Annotated in this window: 13 protein-coding genes; 8 read left to right on the plus strand and 5 right to left on the minus strand. The window is 65.4% G+C overall.

Translation table 11 applies throughout. The features are described 5' to 3' along the window. Positions 1-6: 6 nt before the first annotated feature. From aztC to aztA, 3 genes are read right to left on the minus strand one after another with little or no spacing between them, the layout of a single operon-like run. Positions 7-948 carry a zinc ABC transporter substrate-binding protein AztC gene (gene aztC, locus EOD29_RS12945; RefSeq protein WP_127246898.1) on the minus strand — a complete coding sequence of 314 codons (942 nt, stop codon included), beginning with the start codon at positions 946-948 and terminating at the stop codon, positions 7-9. A gap of 25 nt (positions 949-973) precedes the next feature. After that, positions 974-1,849, minus strand: coding sequence for a zinc ABC transporter permease AztB (gene aztB, locus EOD29_RS12950; RefSeq protein ID WP_067000522.1), 876 nt, complete (start codon positions 1,847-1,849; stop codon positions 974-976). Beyond that, on the minus strand, positions 1,849-2,667 hold the full coding sequence (aztA, locus tag EOD29_RS12955; protein WP_067330176.1) for a zinc ABC transporter ATP-binding protein AztA: 819 nt from the start codon (positions 2,665-2,667) through the stop codon (positions 1,849-1,851). The genes aztB and aztA overlap by 1 nt, the downstream gene beginning before the upstream one ends. 229 nt (positions 2,668-2,896) lie before the next feature. Between aztA and EOD29_RS12960 the strand changes: the two genes are divergently transcribed. Continuing rightward, positions 2,897-3,241 (plus strand): RidA family protein, encoded by a 345-nt coding sequence (locus EOD29_RS12960; RefSeq protein ID WP_095778583.1) that lies wholly within the window; start codon positions 2,897-2,899, stop codon positions 3,239-3,241. Between the two features lie 51 nt (positions 3,242-3,292). Here EOD29_RS12960 and hutC read toward each other — a convergent pair whose 3' ends face one another. Both hutC and EOD29_RS12970 read right to left on the minus strand, forming a co-directional pair. Beyond that, entirely contained in the window at positions 3,293-4,039 is a 747-nt protein-coding gene (gene hutC, locus EOD29_RS12965) for a histidine utilization repressor (protein ID WP_095824772.1), read from the minus strand. A 5-nt stretch (positions 4,040-4,044) separates the two neighbouring features. Further along, a complete protein-coding gene (locus EOD29_RS12970) occupies positions 4,045-5,400 on the minus strand; it encodes a formimidoylglutamate deiminase (RefSeq protein WP_127246899.1) in 1,356 nt (451 codons plus the stop codon). A gap of 98 nt (positions 5,401-5,498) precedes the next feature. On the opposite strand from EOD29_RS12970, the gene hutI reads away from it, so the two are divergent. The 7 genes from hutI to EOD29_RS13010 all read left to right on the plus strand — a co-directional run bounded on the left by hutI (position 5,499) and on the right by EOD29_RS13010 (position 22,592). Then, a complete protein-coding gene (hutI, locus tag EOD29_RS12975; RefSeq protein ID WP_164763751.1) occupies positions 5,499-6,728 on the plus strand; it encodes an imidazolonepropionase in 1,230 nt (409 codons plus the stop codon). Continuing rightward, complete coding sequence (gene hutH / locus EOD29_RS12980) at positions 6,725-8,260, plus strand: histidine ammonia-lyase (RefSeq protein ID WP_127246901.1); 1,536 nt, start codon at positions 6,725-6,727, stop codon at positions 8,258-8,260. The genes hutI and hutH overlap by 4 nt, the downstream gene beginning before the upstream one ends. Positions 8,261-8,480: 220 nt before the next feature. Next, complete coding sequence (hutG, locus tag EOD29_RS12990) at positions 8,481-9,296, plus strand: N-formylglutamate deformylase (protein ID WP_127246902.1); 816 nt, start codon at positions 8,481-8,483, stop codon at positions 9,294-9,296. 37 nt (positions 9,297-9,333) lie between these two features. Further along, complete coding sequence (hutU, locus tag EOD29_RS12995) at positions 9,334-11,004, plus strand: urocanate hydratase (protein WP_127246903.1); 1,671 nt, start codon at positions 9,334-9,336, stop codon at positions 11,002-11,004. Between the two features lie 4 nt (positions 11,005-11,008). Further along, positions 11,009-11,596, plus strand: coding sequence for a HutD family protein (locus EOD29_RS13000; protein ID WP_095801236.1), 588 nt, complete (start codon positions 11,009-11,011; stop codon positions 11,594-11,596). A gap of 270 nt (positions 11,597-11,866) precedes the next feature. After that, on the plus strand, positions 11,867-20,446 hold the full coding sequence (locus EOD29_RS13005; protein WP_127246904.1) for a glucoamylase family protein: 8,580 nt from the start codon (positions 11,867-11,869) through the stop codon (positions 20,444-20,446). Positions 20,447-20,822: 376 nt separating this feature from the next. Next, the gene (locus EOD29_RS13010) at positions 20,823-22,592 is read left to right on the plus strand and encodes a glucan ABC transporter ATP-binding protein/ permease (protein WP_067000546.1); all 1,770 of its coding nucleotides are present in this window, start codon (positions 20,823-20,825) and stop codon (positions 22,590-22,592) included. Positions 22,593-22,613 lie beyond the last annotated feature (21 nt).

Below are 22,613 nucleotides of genomic sequence, written 5' to 3' on the forward strand. Positions count from 1 at the left end.
TGCCGCTTAGCTTCCGAGCAGCGCGCCTTTGAACTGCTCGATGTTGTTGTGCATCATGTCGATATAAGTCGAGGCCGGGCCGTCGGGCGGCGACAGCGCATCGGAATAGAGCGTGCCGCCGACCTTGATGCCGGTCTCGCTGGCGATCTGCTCGATGAGCCTGGGGTTGGTGATGTTCTCGATGAAGATCGCCGCCGCCTTGTCCTCCTTGACCTGGTTGACCAGCTTGGCCACGTCGGCCGCCGAAGGCTCGGAATCGGTCGAGATGCCTTGCGGAGCAAGGAAGGTCAGGCCGTATGCATGCTCGAAATAGCCGAAGGCGTCGTGCGAGGTGATGACGACGCGCTTGGCCTCGGGGATCGCCTGGATCGCCGCGGTCACTTCGCCCTCCAACGCGTCGAGCTTCTGCGTGTAAGCGGCGGCATTGGCCTTGTAGCTGTCGCAGCCCGCGCTATCGGCGGCGCAGAATGCATCGGCGATATTCTTCACGTAGATCTTGGCATTGGCGATCGACTGGAAGGCGTGCGGGTCGTTGACCGTCTTGCCGCCGCCGGTGCCGGCGCCTTCGGCCGCGTCGGCATCGGCGAATTCCGGCTTGAAGGCGATTGGCGTCACGCCCTTGGTCAGCGTCACGATCGTCGCCTTGGTGGTGCTGGTGTCGACCAGGCGCTGCAAAAAGCCTTCGAAATGCAGACCGTTGACCAGCACGACATCGGCGCCGGCCATCGCCACCGCATCGGCCGGGGTCGGCTCGTAGACATGCGCGTCGCCGTCCGGGCCGACGATGGTGGTGATGTTGACGCGGTCGCCGCCGACATTTTTCGCAAAGTCAGCGATCACCGTGAAGCTCGCCACCACCTTGAGCGGCGCCGCAAAAGCGGACGATGTGGCGAAAGCGCTTAATGTTATAACGCTCAGCGCCAGGGCGGCGCGGAAGGATTTCAACATTGGGAAGAGTCTCCTTGCTTGGGGATTAAGCTGTGCGGTGGCGGTGATGCACGATACGGGCGCGCAGCGCGCCGCGCGTGCCGAACAGGATCGAGCAGAAATAAACGACGCCGGCCGAAAGGATGATAGCCGGGCCGGACGGCAGTGAGGCGTGATAGGACAAAAGCAGTCCGGCTATGCAGGAGGCAAAGCCGATCAGCACCGCCAGCGCGCACATCGGCTCGACGCGAACCGTCCAGAAGCGGGCGGCGGCGGCCGGCAGCATCATCAGCCCGACCGAGAGCAGCGTGCCCAGCGCCTGGAAACCGCCGACGAGGTTGAGCACGACCAGCCCAAGAAAGATGAAATGGACCGGGCTGCCCATGCGGCTCACCGAGCGCAGGAACAGCGGATCGAGGCATTCGGCGACCAGCGCCCGCCAGAAGATGGCGAGGCAGGCGAGCGTCACAACCACGATGCCGCAGATCAGGATCAGCGCCTCGTTGTTGAGCGCCAGCACGGTGCCGAACAGCACATGCATCAGGTCGACGCTCGAGCCGCGGATCGACACCATAAGCACGCCGATGGCGAGCGAGATCAGATAGAAGGCCGCCATCGAGGCGTCCTCGCGCTGGATGGTGAAGCGCGAAACCGCCCCTGCGCCGAGCGCGACGATGATGCCGGCGATCAGCCCGCCGACGGTCATCGGCAGGATCTCGAGGCCATAGAACAGGAAGCCCGCGGCGGCACCGGGCAGGATGGCGTGCGCCATTGCGTCGCCCGACAGGCTCATGCGCCTGAGCATCAGGAAGACGCCGACCGGGCAGGCGCCGAGCGACAGCATCAGCGAGCCGAACAGCGCCCGTTGCATGAAGGCGAAATCGGCGAAGGGCTGGATGAACAGGCCGTAGAGAAACTCCATCACGCCGCCCTCGGTCCGGAGCCATGGCCGTGATGATGATCATGCGCGTGCGCGTGGTCATGATGTTCGTGGTCATGGCCATGGTCATCGGGCTCGCACCAGGGCGCGTTCTCTTCCCAGGCCTCGTGAAAACGCCGCGCCTTGAGCAGGTTTTCAGGCCTGAGCGTCTGTTTTGTGTCGCCCCAGGCGACAGGCTGGCGGGCGAGCAGCAGCGTCTCGGGAAAATTCCGCCGCACGAGATCGAGGTCGTGGACGACCACCATGATCGTGCGCTCCTCGCCATGCCAGCGCTTTATCAGCTGGATGAGGTCGCCGACGGTCTTGGCGTCGACGGCATTGAACGGCTCGTCGAGCAGGATGAGGTCGGCATCCTGCAACAGCACGCGGGCAAACAACGTGCGCTGCAGCTGACCCCCGGAGAGCGTGTCGATCGGCCGCTTCTCGAAGCCGCCGAGCCCGACCGCCATCAGCGCCTTGCTGACCGACTCGCGATCCTCTTTGGTGTAGCGTCCGAGCATGCCGCGCTTCGGCCACAGGCCAAGCGAGACCAGGTCGACCACCCGCGCCGGGAAGCTGCGGTCGAGCTCCGACTGCTGCGGCAGATAAGCGGTGCGCACGCCGGGCGCGCGGACAACCGTGCCCTCCATCGGCTTCAGCACGCCGACAATGCCCTTCATCAGCGTCGACTTGCCCGAGCCGTTGGCGCCGACAACGGCAGTCAGCGAGCCTTTTCGGACCGTGCCGTTGAGGTGATGAATGGCCGGATGGCTGTTGTAACCGAGCGTCAGGTCGCGGAAGGTCAGGCAGGCATTTGTCATCAGGCGTTCCGGATCGGACACGAATTCGAGAGCACTCGTCGATATGTGATGTTATTACATTAGTCAACATGCCGGTTCGGCAGAATTGTGTCCAGATCGGTCAACTCGCCGTGTACACGGAAGCGGTCCGGAGCCGGTAAATTGGCTCAATCGGTTTCGCGCCGGTCGGCCTTGCCCGGAGCCGGCACGAACTCTAAACAGGCGCGACCCTAGAAAGAAGGAACCTCCCATGAGCATTCGTCGTATCGATGTCGGCCCGCGCATGAGCCAGATCGTCATTCACGGCAACACTGTCTATCTGGCCGGCCAAGTCGGTGAGCCCGGCGGCAACGTCGCCTCGCAGACTCGCGACATCCTGAAGACCATCGACGAATTGCTGGCCAAGGCTGGCACCGACAAGACCAAGATCGTGCAGGCGATCATCTGGCTGGCCGACATGGGCACCTTCGCCGAGATGAATTCGGAGTGGGACAAGTGGGTGCCGCAAGGCCACACGCCCGCCCGCGCCACCGGCGAAGCCAAGCTCGCCACCCCGGAATATCTGGTCGAGATCATTATCACGGCGGCGCTGTAAGGCGCTGGATCCGCCAATCTTCCCCTCGTGGGCCCGCGAGGGGAAGATTGCTCATCCCTGCGAAGGCGTGAACCGCGCCACAAGCGTGTGGCTTTCCGCCGGATAGATGAAGCGCACATGCGTGACCGGATGCTCGGCGCTCCAGGTGCGGCGCTCGACCACCAGGCAGGGCGCGCCGGGATCGATGTCGAGCGTGTCGGCGATAGTTTCGTCAGCCGCCATGGCGCGGATACGGTGCTCGGCCTCGCTCCACGGCACGCGGCCGATCAGCCAGGGGCCGGGCGCGATGTCGAGAAATTCTTCCTCGCTGGCCTCGCCCACCGCCGAAAGATTGATCAGGCGCTGCTCGAGCGCGAATGGCCGTTCGCCGGCAAAATGCAGCCCCTCCAGCCAAAGCACTGGACCCGTGGCAGATAGCCCAAGCAGCGACCGATCCTCGGCATTGCCGCGTCGTTTCATGCGCTCCAGCCGTTCATAACGATAGGGCAGGCCAAGCGCCTCGACCTCGATCCTGATGTCGTGCAGTTCCAGCACCGCCGCCTGCGACTGCGGCTGGCGCACGAAGCTGCCCGAGCGGCGGCGGCGCTCGATCAACCCCGCCTTGGCGAGCTGCGACAGCGCCTTGTTCACAGTCATGCGCGAACAATCATACTGAGCCGTCAGCTCGTGCTCGAACGGGATGCGGTGGCCGGGCGCCCATGCACCCGACAGGATTTTTTCCCGGATGTCGGACAGGATCCGCTGGTGCAGCGACAGGGTCTCGCCGTCTTCCATCTCTGCCGTTTCGGTCATGCTCATCGGGATCAGCCCTCGGAAAGCGCCATCATCACTTTGCGGAAGCGCCCGGCGACCGCCTCGCGTTTGACATGCCTGCCGCCGCTGACTTGCTTCTTGCCATGCACCCAGACGCAATCGACCTTGCTGCCATTGGCAAAGATCCAGGCGTCGAGGATGGCATCGCCCGCCTTGCCGGCAAGTGAGGGATGACCGGCGTCGAGCGAGACGAAATCGGCGGGCCTGCCGACGGCGAGGGTTGAGGGGCCGTCGCCGAGCGCGATGCTGCCGCCATCGAGCGCGGCATCGAACAGCGCACGACCGGTAGAGCCGCCGGCGCGCGCCAGCACATTGCGAGCGCGGTGGGCGAGGCGCTGCGAATATTCGAGCTGCCGAAGCTCGTCCGGCGGGCCGATCAGCACATTGGAGTCGGAGCCGACGCCGAAGCGGCCGCCATGTTCGATGAACAGGGGGGCGGCGAAAGTGCCGTCGCCGAGATTGGCCTCGGTGATCGGGCAGAGGCCAGCGACGGCTCCGGCCTTGGCCATGGCGATCGTCTCGGCTTCGGTCATATGCGTGGCGTGGATCAGGCACCAGCGACTGTCGACCTTGGCGTTTGCCAGCAGGAATTCGACCGGGCGCTTGCCCGACCAGGCGATGCAGTCCTCGACCTCCTTCACCTGCTCGGCGACATGGATGTGGATCGGCCCGTTCGGCGCCATTGCGGCAACGGCGTTGAGTTCGTCCGGCGTTGCGGCGCGCAGGCTGTGCGGCGCGACGCCGACGACGGCTTGCTCAAGCGAGCGAACGCCCTCGCGAGTTTTCTCAAGCAAACGTCTGAAGCGTTCGACATCATTGATGAATCGCCGCTGGCCTTCGTTGGGAGCAGCGCCGCCGAAGGCCGAATGGGCATAGAAGACTGGCAGCAGGGTCAGCTCGATGCCGGTGTCGGCGGCGGCAGAAGCAATGCGCTCCGCCATCTCGGCGATGTTGGCATAAGGCTGCCCGTCGCGGTCGTGGTGCAGATAGTGAAACTCGCCGACGCGCGAAAACCCGGCTTCCAGCATCTCGACATAAAGCTGCGCCGCGACTGCCTCGACCTGGTCCGGCGTCATCGACAGCGCGAAGCGGTACATCACCTCGCGCCAGCTCCAGAAACTGTCGGCCGAGGGACCGCGCAGTTCGGCAAGCCCCGCCATGCTGCGCTGGAAGGCGTGGCTATGCAGGTTGGGCATGCCGGGCAGGACGATGGCGTGGCGTTCGTCGCCGACGTGTGCCGAAGAGCCCGCTTCGACGGTAGAGATACGGCCGCCCTCGAATGCGATCCTCACATTGCCCCGCCAACCGCCGGGCAGCAGCGCCTGTTCCGCAAAGATCGCCATCACGTCCAAACTCCCAATCCGAATGCCCGAGCGACATTAACACTTGCGTCGCGTTCCAATATGTATATACATAATCGTCATCCTTTCAAATGGAAAAGATGATGGGTGGAGCAAACGGAAAGAGCGGCCTTCGTCTGTGGCGCAATGCGCGCCTGGCGACCATGGCCGAGGGTGCTGCCGGTCTCGGCATCGTCGAGAAAGGTGCGATCGCCGCGCGCGACGGGCTGATCGTCTATGCCGGACCGGAGGCCGACTTGCCGGCAGCCGTCGGGCAGGGCGCCGAAACGGTTGATTGCCAGGGCCGCTGGATCACCCCCGGCCTGATCGATTGCCACACCCACCTTGTCTACGCCGGCAACCGCGCCAACGAATTCGAGATGCGCCTGGCCGGAGCCACCTATGAGGAGGTGGCGAGGGCAGGGGGTGGCATCGTTTCCTCGGTCAAGTCGCTGCGCGCCGCGAGCGAAGACGAGCTCGTCTCCCAGACGCTGCCCCGCCTCGACGCGCTGATGGCCGAAGGCGTGACGACCGTCGAGGTCAAGTCGGGCTACGGCCTCGATGCCGACAATGAAAAAAAGTCGCTGCGCGCTGCCCGCCGTCTGGCCGGTGAGCGTCCAATCACGATCCTCACGACCTGTCTCGCCGCCCATGCGCTGCCGCCCGAAGCCAGGGGCGACAAGGACGCTTTCATCGATCTCGTCGCCGGCACGATCCTCCCGGCGGTTGCCGCCGAAAAGCTCGCGGACGCCGTCGACGGCTTTTGCGAGGGCATTGCCTTCTCACCGGAACAGATCGCGCGCGTCTTCGATAAGGCGAAAGCGCTCGGCCTGCCGGTGAAGCTTCACGCCGACCAACTCTCCAACCTGCATGGCGCGGCGCTTGCCGCGCGCTACGGCGCGCTGTCGGCTGATCACCTGGAATACACCGATGAGGAGGGCGCCGCGGCGATGGCCGGGTCCGGCACGGTCGCGACCATCCTGCCCGGCGCCTACTACTTCATCCGCGAGACCAAGAGGACGCCGGTCGAGCTGTTCCGCCGGCATGGCGTGAAGATGGCGGTCGCCACCGACTCCAATCCCGGTACCTCGCCGCTCACCTCGCTGCTGCTCACCATGAACATGGCCGCGACGCTCTTTGGCCTGACCGTCGACGAATGCCTCGCCGGCGTCACCCGCGAGGCCGCGCGTGCGCTGGGGCTTCTCGACAGGACCGGCACGCTGGAAGCCGGCAAATCGGCCGACCTTGCCGTCTGGGACATCGAGCGTCCGGCCGAACTTGTCTACCGCATGGGCTTCAATCCGCTCCATGCCCGCATCTGGAGAGGACAATGACCGAACTGATCCTGAAGCCCGGCAGCGCAACGCTTGCCGACTGGCGCGCCATCTATCGCGGCGCCGTGCCGAAGCTCGACGATGCCTGCCGGCCGAAGATTAAGGCCAGCACCGAAGCCGTCGCCCGCATCGTCGCCAAAGGCGAGCCGGTCTACGGCATCAACACCGGCTTCGGTAAGCTCGCCAGCGTTCGCATTCCGGCAAACGATCTTGAAACGCTGCAACGCAACATCGTGCTTTCCCATGCCGCGGGCGTCGGCGAACCGATGCCGGCCCCCGTGGTGCGGCTGATGGTGGCGTTGAAGCTGGCGAGCCTCGCCCAGGGCGCTTCCGGCGTGCGCGCCGAGACCATCGACCTGCTCCAGGGGATGCTCGCCAACGACGTCATCCCGGTGGTGCCGGCGCAAGGTTCTGTCGGCGCCTCGGGCGACCTTGCGCCGCTCGCGCATATGACGGCCGTCATGATCGGCGTCGGTGAATGTTTTACCCCGCATGGCCGCTTCCCGGCCAAGGTTGCCTTCGTCTCGCATGGGCTGGAACCGGTCGCGCTCGGCGCCAAGGAAGGCCTGGCGCTGCTCAACGGCACCCAGTTCTCGACCGCCTTCGCGCTCGCCGCCTTGTTCGAAGCCGAGACACTGTACCAGTCGGCGCTGGTCGCCGGCGCGCTGTCGACCGATGCTGCCCGCGGTTCCGACGCGCCTTTCGATCCGCGCATCCATCTGTTGCGCAAGCATCGCGGCCAGATCGAGACCGCGGACGCGTTGCGCAATCTGATGGCCGGCAGCGCCATTCGTGAATCGCACCGCGTCGGTGACGAGCGCGTGCAGGATCCATACTGCCTGCGCTGCCAGCCGCAGGTGATGGGCGCCGCGCTCGACGTCCTGCGCAAGGCGGCCGACACGCTCGAGACCGAAGCCAACGGCGTCACCGACAACCCGCTGATCTTCGCCGAGGACGACACCGCGCTCTCGGGCGGCAACTTTCACGCCGAGCCGGTGGCCTTTGCCGCCGACATGATCGCGCTTGCCGTCTGCGAGATCGGCTCGCTGTCTGAGCGCCGCATCGCCATGCTGGTCGATCCGGCGCTCTCCGGCATGCCGGCTTTCCTGACGCCGAAGCCTGGCCTCAATTCCGGTTTCATGATCCCACAGGTGACGGCGGCGGCGCTCGTTTCGGAAAACAAGCAGAAGGCCTATCCGGCGAGCGTCGATTCCATCCCGACCTCGGCCAACCAGGAAGACCATGTCTCGATGGCTGCCCACGGCGCGCGCCGCCTGCTCGGCATGATCGAGAATGCAACGGCCGTCATCGGCATCGAGCTGTTGGCAGCCGCGCAAGGTTGCGATTTCCATGCCCCGCTCGCTTCGAGCGAAGCGCTGGAAACGGTGCGCAAGCTGGTCCGAGCCGAGGTGCCGCATCTCGACAACGACCGGCATTTCCACCCCGACATGGAAAAGGCGATCGCCCTGGTGCGCAGCGGCGCGGCGGTGAAGGCGGCGGCTGCGGTGGCGCTGCCGGGGATTGCGTCATGAGATTGAATGCTCTGATAGGTCGCGATCCTTCACGTCCCCCGCTGTCCTGCCGGACATCTCCCCCACAAGGGGGGAGATTGGCAACTTTGGCGCCCCGCTCCTTCTTGCAACGTGGACGATTGGCGAAAGCCGGCGTGATATCTGATCTCCCCCCTCGTGGGGGAGATGTCCGGCAGGACAGAGGGGGGCGCCGTAGAGCTCCAACCCGTGGAGAGCTCCAATGACCACGCCCTGGCTCACCATCACACGCGGTACGGCGCCGCTGCTGGTCTCGATCCCGCACACCGGCATAGATCTTGCGGGCCTCGACAGCCGGTTGGTGTCGCCGTGGCTCGGCCGCCGCGACTGCGACTGGTGGATCGACAAGCTGTACGACTTCGCGAACGATCTTGGCGCCACGGTCGTCCACACCGCCATCTCGCGCACCGTCATCGACGTCAACCGCGACCCCTCCGGCGTCTCGCTTTATCCTGGACAGGCGACGACCACGCTCTGCCCCACCGACACGTTTGATGGCGACCCGCTCTACCGCATGGGCGAGGAGCCGCCGCCGTCCGAGATCGACCGGCGCCGCGAGACTTACTTCGCGCCTTACCATGCCGCACTGCAGGCTGAGATCGACCGGCTGCGCGGCATGCATGAGAAGATCGTGCTGTATGATTGCCATTCGATCCGCTCGGTGCTGCCGCGCCTGTTCGAAGGCACGCTGCCGGTGTTCAATCTCGGCACCAATGACGGCAAGAGCACCGAACCATCGCTGCAGGAAAAGGTAGCCGCCATCCTCGCGGCGAGCAGCCAGTCCTGGGTAGTCAATGGGCGCTTCAAGGGCGGCTGGATCACCAGAAGTTTCGGCCGGCCGCAGTGCGGCGTCCATGCGCTGCAGATGGAGCTCTCGAACCGCGGCTATATGCGCGAGCCGTCGGAAAAGGGCGCGCCAGACAACTGGCCGGTGCCTTACGACCCAACCTACGCGGCGCCGATCCGCGCCACGCTGAAAACCATTCTCGAAACCGCGATTGCCTGGGCCGCGCGCTGACGCTCCCGCCGCACCTGATCGAAAGGGAACTGCCGACATGACCGACCCTCGCCACAACATCCGTGAAGTCCGCGCGCCGCGCGGCGATAAGCTCAACGCCCGCTATTGGACGACCGAGGCGCCGCTGCGCATGCTGATGAACAATCTCGATCCGGAGGTCGCCGAGAACCCGAACGAGCTCGTGGTCTATGGCGGCATCGGCCGGGCGGCGCGCACCTGGAACGATTTCGACCGCATCGCCGCGTCACTGAAGACGCTCGGCGAGGACGAGACGCTCTTGGTGCAGTCGGGCAAGCCGGTCGGCGTCTTCCGCACCCACAAGGACGCGCCGCGCGTCTTGATCGCCAATTCCAACATCGTGCCGCACTGGGCGACCTGGGAAAAATTCAACGACCTCGATAGGAAGGGCCTGATGATGTACGGCCAGATGACGGCCGGTTCCTGGATCTATATCGGCACGCAAGGCATCGTTCAGGGCACCTACGAGACCTTCGTCGAGGCCGGCCGCCAGCACTATGGCGGCAATCTCAAGGGCAAGTGGATCCTGACCGCCGGCCTCGGCGGCATGGGCGGCGCCCAGCCTCTGGCCGCTGTCATGGCCGGCGCCTCCTGCCTCGCCATCGAATGCAATCCGGACTCGATCGACTTCCGCTTGCGCACTCGCTACCTCGACGAGAAGGCCAAAACGCTCGACGAGGCGATGGAAATGATCGAGCGCTGGACCAAGGCCGGCGAGGCGAAGTCCGTCGGCCTGCTCGGCAATGCCGCCGAGATCGTGCCGGAGATGTTCAGGCGTGGGATCCGCCCCGATATCCTCACCGACCAGACCTCGGCGCATGACCCGATCAACGGCTATCTGCCCAAGGGCTGGACCATGGCCGAATGGCGCGAGAAGCGCGTCAGCGATCCGAAGGCGGTGGGGAAGGCGGCGCGCGCGTCGATGCGGGAGCATGTCGAGGCGATGGTGGCGTTCTGGAACGCCGGCGTGCCGACGCTCGACTACGGCAACAACATCCGCCAGGTCGCCAAGGACGAGGGTTTCGAAAATGCCTTCGCCTTCCCCGGCTTCGTGCCGGCTTACATCCGTCCGCTGTTCTGCCGCGGCATCGGCCCGTTCCGCTGGGCTGCGCTCTCGGGCGATCCGGAAGATATCTACAAGACCGACGCCAAGGTGCGCGAACTCACCCCCGGCAACACGCATCTGCATAATTGGCTCGACATGGCGCGCGAGCGCATCTCCTTCCAGGGCCTGCCGGCGCGCATCTGCTGGGTGGGGCTTGGCGACCGACATCGATTGGGGCTCGCCTTCAACGAAATGGTGGCCAAGGGCGAGCTCAAGGCGCCGGTCGTCATCGGCCGCGACCATCTCGATTCCGGCTCGGTCGCCTCGCCGAACCGCGAGACCGAGGCGATGAAGGATGGCTCCGACGCCATTTCCGACTGGCCGCTGCTCAACGCGCTGCTCAACACCGCGTCCGGCGCCACCTGGGTCTCGCTGCATCACGGCGGCGGCGTCGGCATGGGCTTCTCGCAACATGCCGGCATGGTGATCGTCGCCGACGGAACGCCTGACGCGGCCAGGCGCCTGGAGCGCGTGCTGTGGAACGACCCGGCGACCGGCGTCATGCGTCACGCCGATGCCGGTTACGACATCGCCATCGAGTGCGCGAAGGAGCACCAGCTCAACCTGCCGGGCATACTGGGTTGAGGCGATGCGCATCCTTCGTGCCGCCGGCTATCGCGTCATGCCGTGGAAGAACGGCGGCGGCACGACCACCGAGATCGCCGTCTCGCCTGATGGCGCCGGTCTCGAGGATTTCGACTGGCGCATCTCCATGGCGCGCGTCGAGACCAGCGGGCCATTCTCCAGCTTCGCCGGGGTCGACCGCACGCTGTCGGTGCTGGAAGGCGACGGCATTATGCTCGACATCGCCGCTCGACCGCCGGCGCGGCTGACGCCAGCCTCGGCGCCGCTTCCTTTTCCCGGCGACGTGCCGACCCGCGCCACGTTGATGGGCGGCCCGATCACCGATCTCAACGTCATGAGCCGCCGCGGCTGCATCAGCCATACGGTCGAGCGCTTGCCTGTTTCGGGTGAAGTCGAGATAAGGTCGACCGACGGCACGACGATTATCTTGCCGGTTGGCGGTGGCGTCACAGTCCTCACGGACACCGCTGCCAGCCTCGGACCGCTTGATGCGCTCGTCCTCGATCAGCAGAGCCGGAAACTGCGCCTCCAGCCTGAAGGGCATGAGCTGATTTTTGTGATCCGCCTGCGCGTCACCGCCGCCAATGGTTAACGGCTGTTGCCAAACATGATCGCGGCGCGGGCGAAATATCGCCTGGGCCCTTGCATGTATCACGAAAAAGCCTGAATCCTTTCCCTGATCGGACCCGGGGCGGGAAGCGAGGGGCGTTCGCCCTTGAGTTGTCGAAAGGGGACGCCCCTGTCATGGAGCGCAAACAAACTTTCGGCCGAACCTGCCATGCAACAGATTGCATTTGAACCGGTTTTAGGGCCATTGCCGTGGCGGTGACGCCGCATCGCGCCCCGCCTTACGGAATAATCAATGAACATCCAGACGAATCCCGCCAAGATTGAACAAACTAGTGCCGGCTTCCCGACCGTCACGGAAGCGCCGATACGCTCCAATTTCCTGCCGGAAGACCGGCTGCGCGCGCTGGGCGCAGCACTCGCCAAGGGCGATGTCAGGGACCTGTTCGGGCTTTCGCCGTTCGAATTCCAGGCCCGCATCCGCGATAGCGCCAAGAAGATTCTCGAAGTCTACCGTTCGACCAACGCCGCCCAGGCCAAGGGCGAGACGATCACGCCCGCGGCGCAATGGCTGCTCGACAACAACTACCTGGTCGAAGAGACCATATTTCAGGTCAAGCGCGATCTGCCGCGCCGTTTCTACCGCCAGTTGCCGACGCTCAAGCTTGCGGGCGGCACGGCGTTGCCGCGCGCCTTCGTCGTCGCCTGGAGCTATGTCGAGCATTCCGACAGCGCCGTCTCGGCGACCATGTTCAAGGCCATCGTCGAGGGCTTTCAATCGGTCGAGCCGCTGAAGATCGGCGAGCTCTGGGCGTTGCCGTCGCTGCTGCGGTTCGTGCTGATCGAAAACCTCCGACGCATCGCAGTGCGCGTCAACCGTACCAGAGAGATGCGCCAGATCGCCAACGAGGTCGCCGACCGGGTGCTGGCGACCGACGACAATGCCGACCGGACCAGGATCCTGTCGAGCTACGCCGCGCATGCGCAGGATACCACTTTCGCCACCCAGCTCCTTTATCGCCTGCGTGACGGTTCGCAGAACGCCGGCCGCGCGCTGGAATGGCTGGAGGGCGAGCTCGAGAAGACCGGCTCCGACGCCGAGGAGATCATCATCTCCGAGCATCAGACGCTGTCCAGCGGCAACGTCACCACCGGCAATATCATCCGCGGCCTGCGCCTCATCAACGACGTCGACTGGACGGTCTGGTTCGAGGGCGTCAGCCGCATCGACACGCTGCTGCGCGAGAAGACCGATTTCGCCGCGCTCGATTTCTTCTCGCGCGATCAGTATCGCACCGCGATCGAGCAGCTTGCGCGCCGCTCCGACCTTTCCGAATTCCGCGTCGCCGAAACGGCGATCGAGCTTGCAGGCCACATGCCTGGGGTCACCGATGCGTCCGGCGTGCCGGAAACTGCCGACCCCTCCGTGCATACCGATGTCGGCTTCTTCCTGGTCGGACCGCGTCGGCCGGAGCTGGAACAGGCGATCGGCTACCGGGCTCCCTTCTATGTGACTTTCAAGCGCGCCTTTGCCGCCACCGGCTGGCTCGGCATCGTCGTGCCGGTCTTCCTGCTGACGGTGCTCCTGCTTGTGCTGTCCGGCAACGCGCTTGCCAATCTCGGCCTCTCGGCGGGGGCGATCACGCTGATGCTGGCTTTGTTCGCGGTGCCGGCGAGCGAAGGCGCGTTGGCCTTCTTCAACACCGTCGTGGCGCTCTTCCTCAAGCCGACGCGGCTAGTCGGCTATGACTACAAGCACGGCATCCCCACCTCAGCGCGCACGCTGGTCGTCGTGCCTTCGCTCATCGGGTCGCGCGACGACGTCGAGGAAAACATCCGCAACATCGAGGTGCATCATCTCGCCAACACGGCAGAAGAGATCCATTTCGCGCTTTTGTCCGACTGGCCGGATTCCAAAACCGAAATCGACGCAGCCGACATCGAGATCCTGCAATATGCCCGCGACGAGATCGCCAGGCTGAACGCCCGCTACCCGTCGGAAGGTGCTCCGCGCTTCTATCTTCTGCATCGCCGCCGGCTCTACAATCAGGCCCAGGGCTGCTGGATGGGCTGGGAACGCAAGCGCGGCAAGCTGCACGAGCTCAACCTTCTGCTGCGCGGCGACAGCGATACCACCTTCCTGCCGCTCGATGTGCCGCTGCCGGACAAAGTCACCTATGTGATGACGCTCGACGCCGATACGCGCACCACCCGCGACGCCGTCTCGAGCCTTGTCGGCAAGATCGCGCATCCGCTCAACCGTCCGCATTTCGATCCGGCAAAGCGCGTCGTCACAGCCGGCTACACCATCCTGCAGCCGCGCATCACCGCCTCGCTCACCAGCGGCGACGATGCCTCCTTCTTCCAGCGCGTCTTCTCGGCCAATCGCGGTCTCGACCCGTACGTCTTTGCCGTGTCCGACGTCTATCAGGACGTCTTCGGCGACGGCACTTTCACCGGCAAGGGCCTCTACCATATCGACGCCTTCGAAACGGCGCTGAAGGGCCGCATCGAGGAAAACACCATCCTCAGCCACGATTTGCTCGAAGGCGCCCTGGCGCGCGCCGCGCTCGTCACCGATGTCGAACTGGTCGAGGACTATCCGACCCGCTACTCGGTCGACGCCTCACGCCACCACCGCTGGGCGCGCGGCGACTGGCAATTGCTCGGCTTCATGTTCGATCCGCGCTCTGGCGTTCCGGCACTGTCGCGCTGGAAGATGGTCGATAACCTCCGCCGCTCGGTGACCCCGATCTTCTGGGTGATGGCCTGTATCGCCGGCTGGACGCTGCTGCCGTTCACGCAGGCCGCGCAGTGGCAGGCGCTGATGATCCTCAGCCTGTTCATGGCCCCGACTTTCGACATCGTCAACGGCATCCTGCCGAAGAGCGGCGACCAGACGCCGCGCGGCCATTTCTCGGCGCTGGCGCGCGACACTGTGTTCGGCACCGCGCTGGTGGCGCTGAAGGTGCTTTTGATGGCGCACCTTGCCTGGATGATGGGCGATGCCATCGTCCGCACTCTTTACCGGCTCTTCGTCAGCCGCCAGAACCTTCTGGAGTGGCGCACCGCCTCGCAGGCGCACAAGACCGGCGGCAGCGATCTCGGCGCCTATTACAGCATGATGTATGGCGCCGTGATCATCGGCGTCGTCGGCCTTGCCGTTCCGGTGCTGGCCGATTCCACCGGCGCGTTCGTCGCCTTCTTCTTCGCGATTTTCTGGATCGGCTCGCCCGCCGTCGCCTGCTGGATCAGCCGCTCGGCCGAGACCGAGGACAGGCTGCGCATTTCCGCCGCTGACATCCATGCGCTGCGCACCGTGGCGCGTCGCACCTGGCATTATTTCGAGACCTTCGTGACGGCCGAGCATCACCATCTGCCGCCCGACAATTTCCAGGAAAGCCCGGCCCCGGTGGTGGCGCCGCGTACCTCGCCGACCAACATCGGCGTCTACCTGCTCTCGGTGGTGTCGGCGCGCGACTTCGGCTGGATCAGCCTGTCGGATGCCATCACCCGCATCGACGCCACGATGACGACCATCGAGAACATGCCGCGCGATCGCGGGCATCTCTACAATTGGTACGACACGACGACGCTGAAGCCGCTTTATCCGCTCTATATCTCGGCGGTCGACAGCGGCAATCTCGCCGGCCATCTGGTCGCCGTGGCCGCGGCCTGCGCCGAATGGGCCGAGGCGCCTTCCGTCCACCTGCAGGGCGATTTCGAGGGCATCCTCGACACCGTCACCATCCTCGACGAGAGCCTGGAGGAACTGCCCGACGACCGCCGCCAGCTGCGGCCGCTGCGCCAGCGTCTTGCCGACCGCCTCGACGGCATGCGCCGGGCAGTGATGACCATCAAGGCGCAGCCCGAGATGGCCTCGATCCGCACGATCAATCTCGCGGTGCTGGCCGGCGAGATCCGCAAGCTCGCCACGGCCATCCACGTCGAGGCGGCGTCGCCCAAGAGCGACGTCATCGCCGACTGGGCGGCCAGGCTGGAAGCGACCTGCGAGGCCCATGTGCACGATTCGCACAATGACGAAAGCGCGGTCTCGGCGCTCCGCACCAAGCTGCTCGCGCTGCGCGGGCGCTGCCGCCGCTACGCCTTCGAGATGGATTTTTCCTTCCTGATGCGGCAGGAGCGCAAGCTCCTGTCGATTGGCTATCGCGTCGAGGAGCACCAGCTCGACGAGAGCTGCTACGACTTGCTCGCCTCCGAGGCGCGGCTGACCAGCCTGTTCGGCATCGCCAAGGGCGACTTGCCGACCGAGCACTGGTTCCGGCTCGGCAGGCCGATTGTCGAGATCGGTTTCAAGGGCGCGCTGATGTCCTGGTCGGGCTCGATGTTCGAGTACCTGATGCCGCCGCTGGTGATGAAGGAGCCGCAGGGCTCGATCCTCAACCAGACCAGCAAGCTCATCATCAAGCGCCAGATCCAGTATGCGCGCTCGAAGAACGTGCCCTGGGGCATCTCGGAAGCGGCCTACAATGCCCGCGACCGCGAGCTCACCTACCAGTACACCAACTTCGGCGTGCCCGGCCTCGGCCTGAAGCGTGGTCTCGGCCAGAACACCGTGATCGCGCCTTACGCCACCATCCTGGCGGCGCAGTTCAATCCGCGTGAGGCGGTGCAGAACCTGATGCGGCTGCGCGCGATCGGCGCGCTCGGCCGGCACGGCTTTTACGATGCGGTCGACTTCACGCCGCAGCGCGTGCCGGAAGGCACCGACCATGCCGTCGTCCAGAACTACATGGCCCACCATTCCGGCATGTCGATCGCCGCCGTGGCGGACGCCATCTTCGAGGGTCGGCTGCGCGAACGCTTCCACAGCGATCCGGTGATTGAGTCGGCCGAACTCCTCTTGCAGGAGAAGGCGCCGCGCGACATCCCGACCGCCACCGTCAGGACCGAGGCCGACGAGCGCTCCAAGGACGAGACCGAGACCGAGAGCCCGGACAGCCGCATCATCCTTGACCCGATCAAGGCGCTGCGCGCGACCAACGTCATGTCGAATGGCCGTTACTCGGTCATGGTCACCGCCACCGGCTCCGGCTACAGCCGCTTCGGCGAGCTTGCCATCACCCGTTGGCAGCCGGACCCGAGCGAAGACCGTCTCGGCTCCTATATCTTCTTGCGCGACACCGCGACCGGCGACTGGTGGTCGGCCACCGCCGAGCCGAAGCGCGCCGAGGGCGAGCGCGTGCAGACGCTGTTTGCCGACGACAAGGCGAGCTTTACCAAATCGATCGGCTCGCTGCGTTCGGAGGTCGAGTGCATCGTCATCTCCGAAGGGAACGGCGAAGGCCGGCGCGTCACGCTTTACAATGACGGCCCCACCGACCGGCACATCGAGGTGACGTCCTTTGCCGAGCTGGTGCTGGGCAACGAAGCCTCCGACAACGCCCATCCGGCGTTCTCGAAGATGTTCGTCGAGACCGAGATCTCCGCTAACAACGGCGCGATCTTCGCCACCAGGCGCAAGCGCGAAAAGAACGAGCCCGACCTAACCATGGTGCATTTCGTCACCGATCCGTCGGGTCCCTCGCGCGACGCCGAGGCCGAAACCGATCGCCGCGCCTTCATCGGCCGTGGCCGCACCATCGCCGACGCTGCCGCCTTCGACCCCGGCGCCCGGCTCTCCGGCAGCCACGGCTTCACGCTCGACCCGGTGGCGGCACTTCGCCGCCAGGTGCGCGTGCCGGCCAACAAGAAGATCTCGCTGACCTTCTGGACCGTCGTCGGCGCCAACCGCGGCGAGCTCGACGAGGCGATCGGCCGCCTCGACCATCAGGAGAGCTTCGCCCGCCAGGCTATGCTCGCCTGGACGCGCAGCCAGGTGCAGACCCGCCATCTCGGCCTCAGCCTGACCGATGCCGCCAATGTGCAGAAGCTGGCGCGTTACCTGATCTATCCCGATCCGTTCCTGCGTCTGCCCGCCGACTCCATCGCCTCGGGCCTCGGCCGCCAGTCGAGCCTCTGGCCGACCAGCATCTCCGGCGATTTCCCGATCTTCCTGGTGCGCATCGGCGACGTCGCCGATCTCGAGATCGTCGCCCAGGCGCTGCGCTTCCAGGAATACATGCGCGCCCGCGGCATGATGATCGACTTCGTCGTCGTCAACGAGCAGGCATCCTCCTACGTGCAGGACCTGCAGCGCGCAGTGGAGACGCTGTGCGAGAACAGCCGCCTGCGTGGTCGCGAGCTTGGCCCGCGTCAGCACATCTTCGCCGTGCGCCGCGACCTGATGGACGAGCCGACCTACAAGACCCTGCTGTCGGTCGCGCGTGTCGCTCTCCACACCCGCAACGGCACCATCTTCGACCAGCTCGAGCGGGCCGAGACGGCGGCATTGCAGGCTCGCGACGCTTTGCAGCAGGCGGAAGGCGTTCCGGCCCGCCAGCCGTCGCCGCCTTTGCCTGAGCCGACGCGGGCAAGCGAGGGGGGAGCCGATATTGCCGCCGACGGCACCGGCCTCAGCCTCTGGAACGGCTTTGGCGGCTTCGACGGCGACGGCCGCCACTACGTGACGCGGCTGACCGGCCGTCGTGTGACGCCGCAGCCCTGGATCAACGTCATCTCCAACGCTTCCTTCGGCTTCCACGTCTCGGCCGAGGGCGCCGGCTTCACCTGGAGCCGCAACAGCCGCGACTACCAGCTGACGCCGTGGTCGAACGACCCGGTGTCGAACCGGCCGGGCGAGGGCTTCTATATCTACGACCAGTTGAGCGGCAAGGCGTTCTCGCCGATGGCCGCGGTGGTGCGCGATCCCTCGATGACCTACGAGACCTGGCACGGGCAGGGGTTCTCGACCTTCCGCTCGAAGCGCGGGCCGCTGTCGATGGATCTGACGCAGGTCGTCGACCCGGTGGATCCGGTGAAGATCACCCGGCTGCGCATCCAGAATGCCGGCCCCGCGCCGGCAAGGCTGCGCGTCTATGCCTATGCCGAGTGGGTGCTCGGCGGCCATCGCTCGCGCACGGCGGCAACCATCGTGCCGACCAGGGACGCCGCGACGGGCGCCATGCTTGCGCAGAACCCCTACGGGCTCGACTTCGGCGAACGGGTGGCTTTCCTCGCCGCGACGGCGCCTGTTCATTCGGTGACCGCCGACCGCTGCGAGTTCGTCGGCAGGCACGGCACGACCGAATATCCGCAGGCCGTGCTTGGCGGAGTTGCTTTGTCCGGCCGCGTCGAGGCAGGCGACGATCCGTGCGCGGTGATCGCCAGCGATATCGACATTCCGGCTGGCGGCGACGTGACGCTGTTCTGGCTGCTTGGCGACGCCGCCACGGCCGCCGAGGCGAGCGCCCTGGTCCAGACCCACAGGGACAAGGATTTCGACCGGCGTCTGGCCGACAATGAGCGCGTCTGGCGCGGCTTCCTCGACACCATTCAGGTCGAAACGCCGGACAAGGCGCTCAACGCCATGGTCAACCACTGGCTGCCCTACCAGAGCCTGGCCTGCCGCATCCGCGCGCGGTCGGCCTTCTACCAGGCGAGCGGCGCCTTCGGCTTCCGCGACCAGTTGCAGGATACGCTGGCCTTGCTGGCGCATGATCCGAAGCTGGCGCGCGACCAGATTCTCAACGCCGCCCGCCGGCAGTTCCAGGAGGGCGACGTGCAGCACTGGTGGCTGCCCCGCACCGATGCCGGCGTGCGCACCATGATCTCGGACGATGTCGTGTGGCTGGCGCACGCGACGGCCCGCTACATCGAGGTGACGGGCGATGCCGCCATCCTCAAGGAGCAGATACCGTTCATCGACGGGCAGGAGCTTGGCGAGGGCGAGCACGACGCCTTCTTCACGCCCGAGATCACCAAGACCACAGCCTCGCTTTACGAGCACTGCGCGCGGGCGCTCGATCTGGCGATCAAGCGCAGCAGCCCGGCCGGCCTGCCGCTGATCCTCGGCGGCGACTGGAACGACGGCATGAACCGTGTCGGCGAGGGCGGCAAGGGCGAAAGCGTCTGGCTAGGCTGGTTCCTGCTGAAGACGCTGGGTGACTTCGCCCCCATCGCCAAGGGACAGAGCGATGGCAAGCGGGCGCAGGCCTGGACGAAGCACGCGGACCTGCTGAAGCGGGCGCTGGAGAGCACGGCCTGGGACGGCCAGTGGTACCGGCGCGGCAGCTTCGACGACGGCAGCCCGCTCGGCTCCCGCAATTCGGACGAATGCAAGATCGACTCCATCGCCCAGTCCTGGAGCGTGCTGTCGGGCGAGGGGGATCCTGCCCGCTCGACCACGGCCATGGAGCAGGCGACGAAGATGCTCGTCGACGACAAGCACAAGATCGTCAAGCTGTTCACGCCGCCCTTCTCGAACAGCGACAAGGATCCCGGCTATATCAAGAGCTACCCGCCGGGCGTGCGCGAGAACGGCGGCCAGTACACCCATGCCGCCACCTGGTTCGTTATCGCGCTGGCCGAGATGGGACGCACCGACGAAGCCTATCGCTGCTTCTCGATGCTGAACCCGGTCAACCACGCCTCGGACGAGGCGGCGGCCGAGCATTACCGCGTCGAGCCTTACGTCGTGGCGGCGGACATCTACGCCGGCGAAGGAAAAGGCGGCCGCGGCGGCTGGACCTGGTACACGGGGTCGGCCGGCTGGCTCTACCGGGCCGCGGTGGAAGGAATCCTCGGCATCGAGCGGCGCGGCAAGCAGATCACGTTTAGGCCGAAGCTGCCCGGCCACTGGGATGGCTACGCCGCCACACTCAAGATGTTCGGCGGCGAAATCAAGGTTCGCGTCATCCGCGACAAAAAGACCAAGTCGATCGCGCTTGAAGTCAATGGTTCGAAGACCAAATCATGGTCTTTCGAACCGAAGGCCGGCGAGATGACCGACGTCGTCGTCAAGATACCTGCGTAGGATCAACGGTTTGCCTTGCAGGCCGCGCATCTCTCGGGATGCGCGGCCGAGCTTGGCGTTTTACTTTGCCAATGGGCCGGGCAGCGTGCGCCCACGCTGCTTCCGGCACGGCTAAGCAAGCGCCAAGTGATTAAAAATGTGGCAGCGCTGGGCAGGTGCCATTGTTTTGCCGCAAGGCTGACATTTCACCTTTTATCTCAAACCGTTAGGTGATCACGTCAGATTTCGCACCGTCGTCATCTTTTGTTCGCTAAATGGGAACGGAAGGGATAGACGACGCATTGTTTCGCGACACATAAACCGGTACGTGTCAAAAAATGGTGCGGCGCACAATACCGACATTGAGCACGGACAAGAGTTTGGCGGAGTAGCTGAAGTGTCACTTCTGCAGATCTACTTTAGAGCGCTGAGTTATCTGGCTGCGGACAAGAAGCGCGTCGCGCTGATCTGCGGCGCCAACGTCGCGCTTGCCGCGATCGCTATTCTCGAGCCGATCCTTTTGGGCCGGGTGATCGGCGCCATTTCCGAAAAAGGTCCGGTGTTTTCGACGCTCGCCGTCTGGGCCGCTCTCGGTGTCTTCAATGTCATAGCTTTCGTGCTGGTGTCGCGCGGCGCCGACCGCTTCGCCCATGCCCGGCGTTCGGAAGTGCTGTGCCAGTCCTTCGAGCGCGTCATCACCATGCCGCTCGCTTGGCACCACCAGCGCGGCACGTCCAATTCGCTGCACACGCTGCTGCGCGCCGTCGAAACCCTGTTCAGCCTGTGGCTCGAATTCATGCGCGTGCATCTCTCGACGGCCATTGCGCTGGTGCTGCTGGTGCCGACCGCGCTTTCCATGGACATCCGCATGTCCATCGTGCTGCTGGGCCTCGGCGTGCTTTACGTCGGAATCGGCCGTATTGTCATGCGCCGTACCAAGTCGGGGCAGACCGCCGTCGAGCGCCACTACCACACCGTCTTTGCCCATGTGACCGACAGCGTCAGCAACGTCGCCGTGCTGCAGAGCTACAACCGCATCGGCCATGAGACCGCGACGCTGAAGCGCTACGTCAAGGACCTGCTCGACGCGCAGAACCCGGTGCTCGACTGGTGGGCTATCGCCAATGCGCTGAACCGCCTGTCGTCGACCATCTCGATGATGATCGTGCTCTCGATTGGGGCTTATCTCGTCACCCGTGGCCAGCTCCGTGTCGGAGACGTCGTCGCCTTCACCGGCTTTGCCGGAATGCTGATCGCCCGTCTCGACCAGATGTCGGCCTTCACGACGCAGATTTCCGAGGCCCGCGCCAAGCTCGAGGATTTCTATCGCCTCGAGGACTCGGCCGCCGAAACCGCCGAGCCGGACGGCCTGCGCGAGTTGACCAACGTCACCGGCCGTGTGCGCTTCGAGGACGTCAGCTTCGAGTTCGCGAATTCGGGCCATGGTATCGAGAATGTCTCCTTCGAGGTGCCGGCCGGCAAGACCGTCGCCATCGTCGGCCCGACCGGCGCCGGCAAGACGACGCTTATCAACCTGCTGCAGCGCGTGTTCACGCCGTCCAGCGGCCGCATCCTGATCGACGGCATCGACACTCGCACGGTGACCCGCAAGTCGCTGCGCCACTCGATCGCCACCGTCTTCCAGGACGCCGGCCTGCTCAACCGCTCGATCGAGGATAACATCCGGGTCGGCCGCGCCGATGCGAGCAATGACGAGGTGCACGCCGCCGCCAATGCCGCCGCCGCACAGGACTTCATCCTGGCCAAGAGCAGCGGCTACGACACCGTCGTCGGCGAGCGCGGCGGCCAGCTCTCGGGCGGCGAGCGCCAGCGCATCGCCATCGCCCGCGCCGTGCTGAAGGATGCGCCGATCCTGGTGCTCGACGAGGCGACCAGCGCGCTCGACGTCGAGACCGAGGACCGAGTCAAGGAAGCGATCGACGAACTGCGCCGCAACCGCACGACCTTCATCATCGCCCACCGCCTGACCACCGTGCGCGACGCCGACTTGGTCGTCTTCATGGACAAGGGCAAGGTGGTCGAATACGGCGGCTTCACCGAGCTGTCGCTGCGCAACGGCCGCTTCGCAGCCCTGCTGCGCGCCGGCGGCCTGCTCAACGACGAGGAGGTCCGTCGCCTCAGCCGTCCGGTGACGGAAGCGGCGTAAGCTTTCTTCCCTGTGGGACAA

It is taken from the genome of Mesorhizobium sp. M1A.T.Ca.IN.004.03.1.1, assembly GCF_003997555.1.
Taxonomy (GTDB): Bacteria; Pseudomonadota; Alphaproteobacteria; order Rhizobiales; family Rhizobiaceae; genus Mesorhizobium.

Excerpts from the sequence above, each read along its gene's own strand:
- hutG (WP_127246902.1), top strand. The coding sequence starts at position 8,481 with ATGACCACGCCCTGGCTCACCATCACACGCGGTACGGCGCCGCTGCTG.
- EOD29_RS13000 (WP_095801236.1), top strand. The coding sequence starts at position 11,009 with ATGCGCATCCTTCGTGCCGCCGGCTATCGCGTCATGCCGTGGAAGAAC.
- hutI (WP_164763751.1), top strand. The coding sequence starts at position 5,499 with ATGGGTGGAGCAAACGGAAAGAGCGGCCTTCGTCTGTGGCGCAATGCG.
- hutC (WP_095824772.1), bottom strand. The coding sequence starts at position 4,039 with ATGAGCATGACCGAAACGGCAGAGATGGAAGACGGCGAGACCCTGTCG.
- aztA (WP_067330176.1), bottom strand. The coding sequence starts at position 2,667 with ATGACAAATGCCTGCCTGACCTTCCGCGACCTGACGCTCGGTTACAAC.
- hutU (WP_127246903.1), top strand. The coding sequence starts at position 9,334 with ATGACCGACCCTCGCCACAACATCCGTGAAGTCCGCGCGCCGCGCGGC.
- aztB (WP_067000522.1), bottom strand. The coding sequence starts at position 1,849 with ATGGAGTTTCTCTACGGCCTGTTCATCCAGCCCTTCGCCGATTTCGCC.
- EOD29_RS13005 (WP_127246904.1), top strand. The coding sequence starts at position 11,867 with ATGAACATCCAGACGAATCCCGCCAAGATTGAACAAACTAGTGCCGGC.
- hutH (WP_127246901.1), top strand. The coding sequence starts at position 6,725 with ATGACCGAACTGATCCTGAAGCCCGGCAGCGCAACGCTTGCCGACTGG.
- aztC (WP_127246898.1), bottom strand. The coding sequence starts at position 948 with ATGTTGAAATCCTTCCGCGCCGCCCTGGCGCTGAGCGTTATAACATTA.
- EOD29_RS12960 (WP_095778583.1), top strand. The coding sequence starts at position 2,897 with ATGAGCATTCGTCGTATCGATGTCGGCCCGCGCATGAGCCAGATCGTC.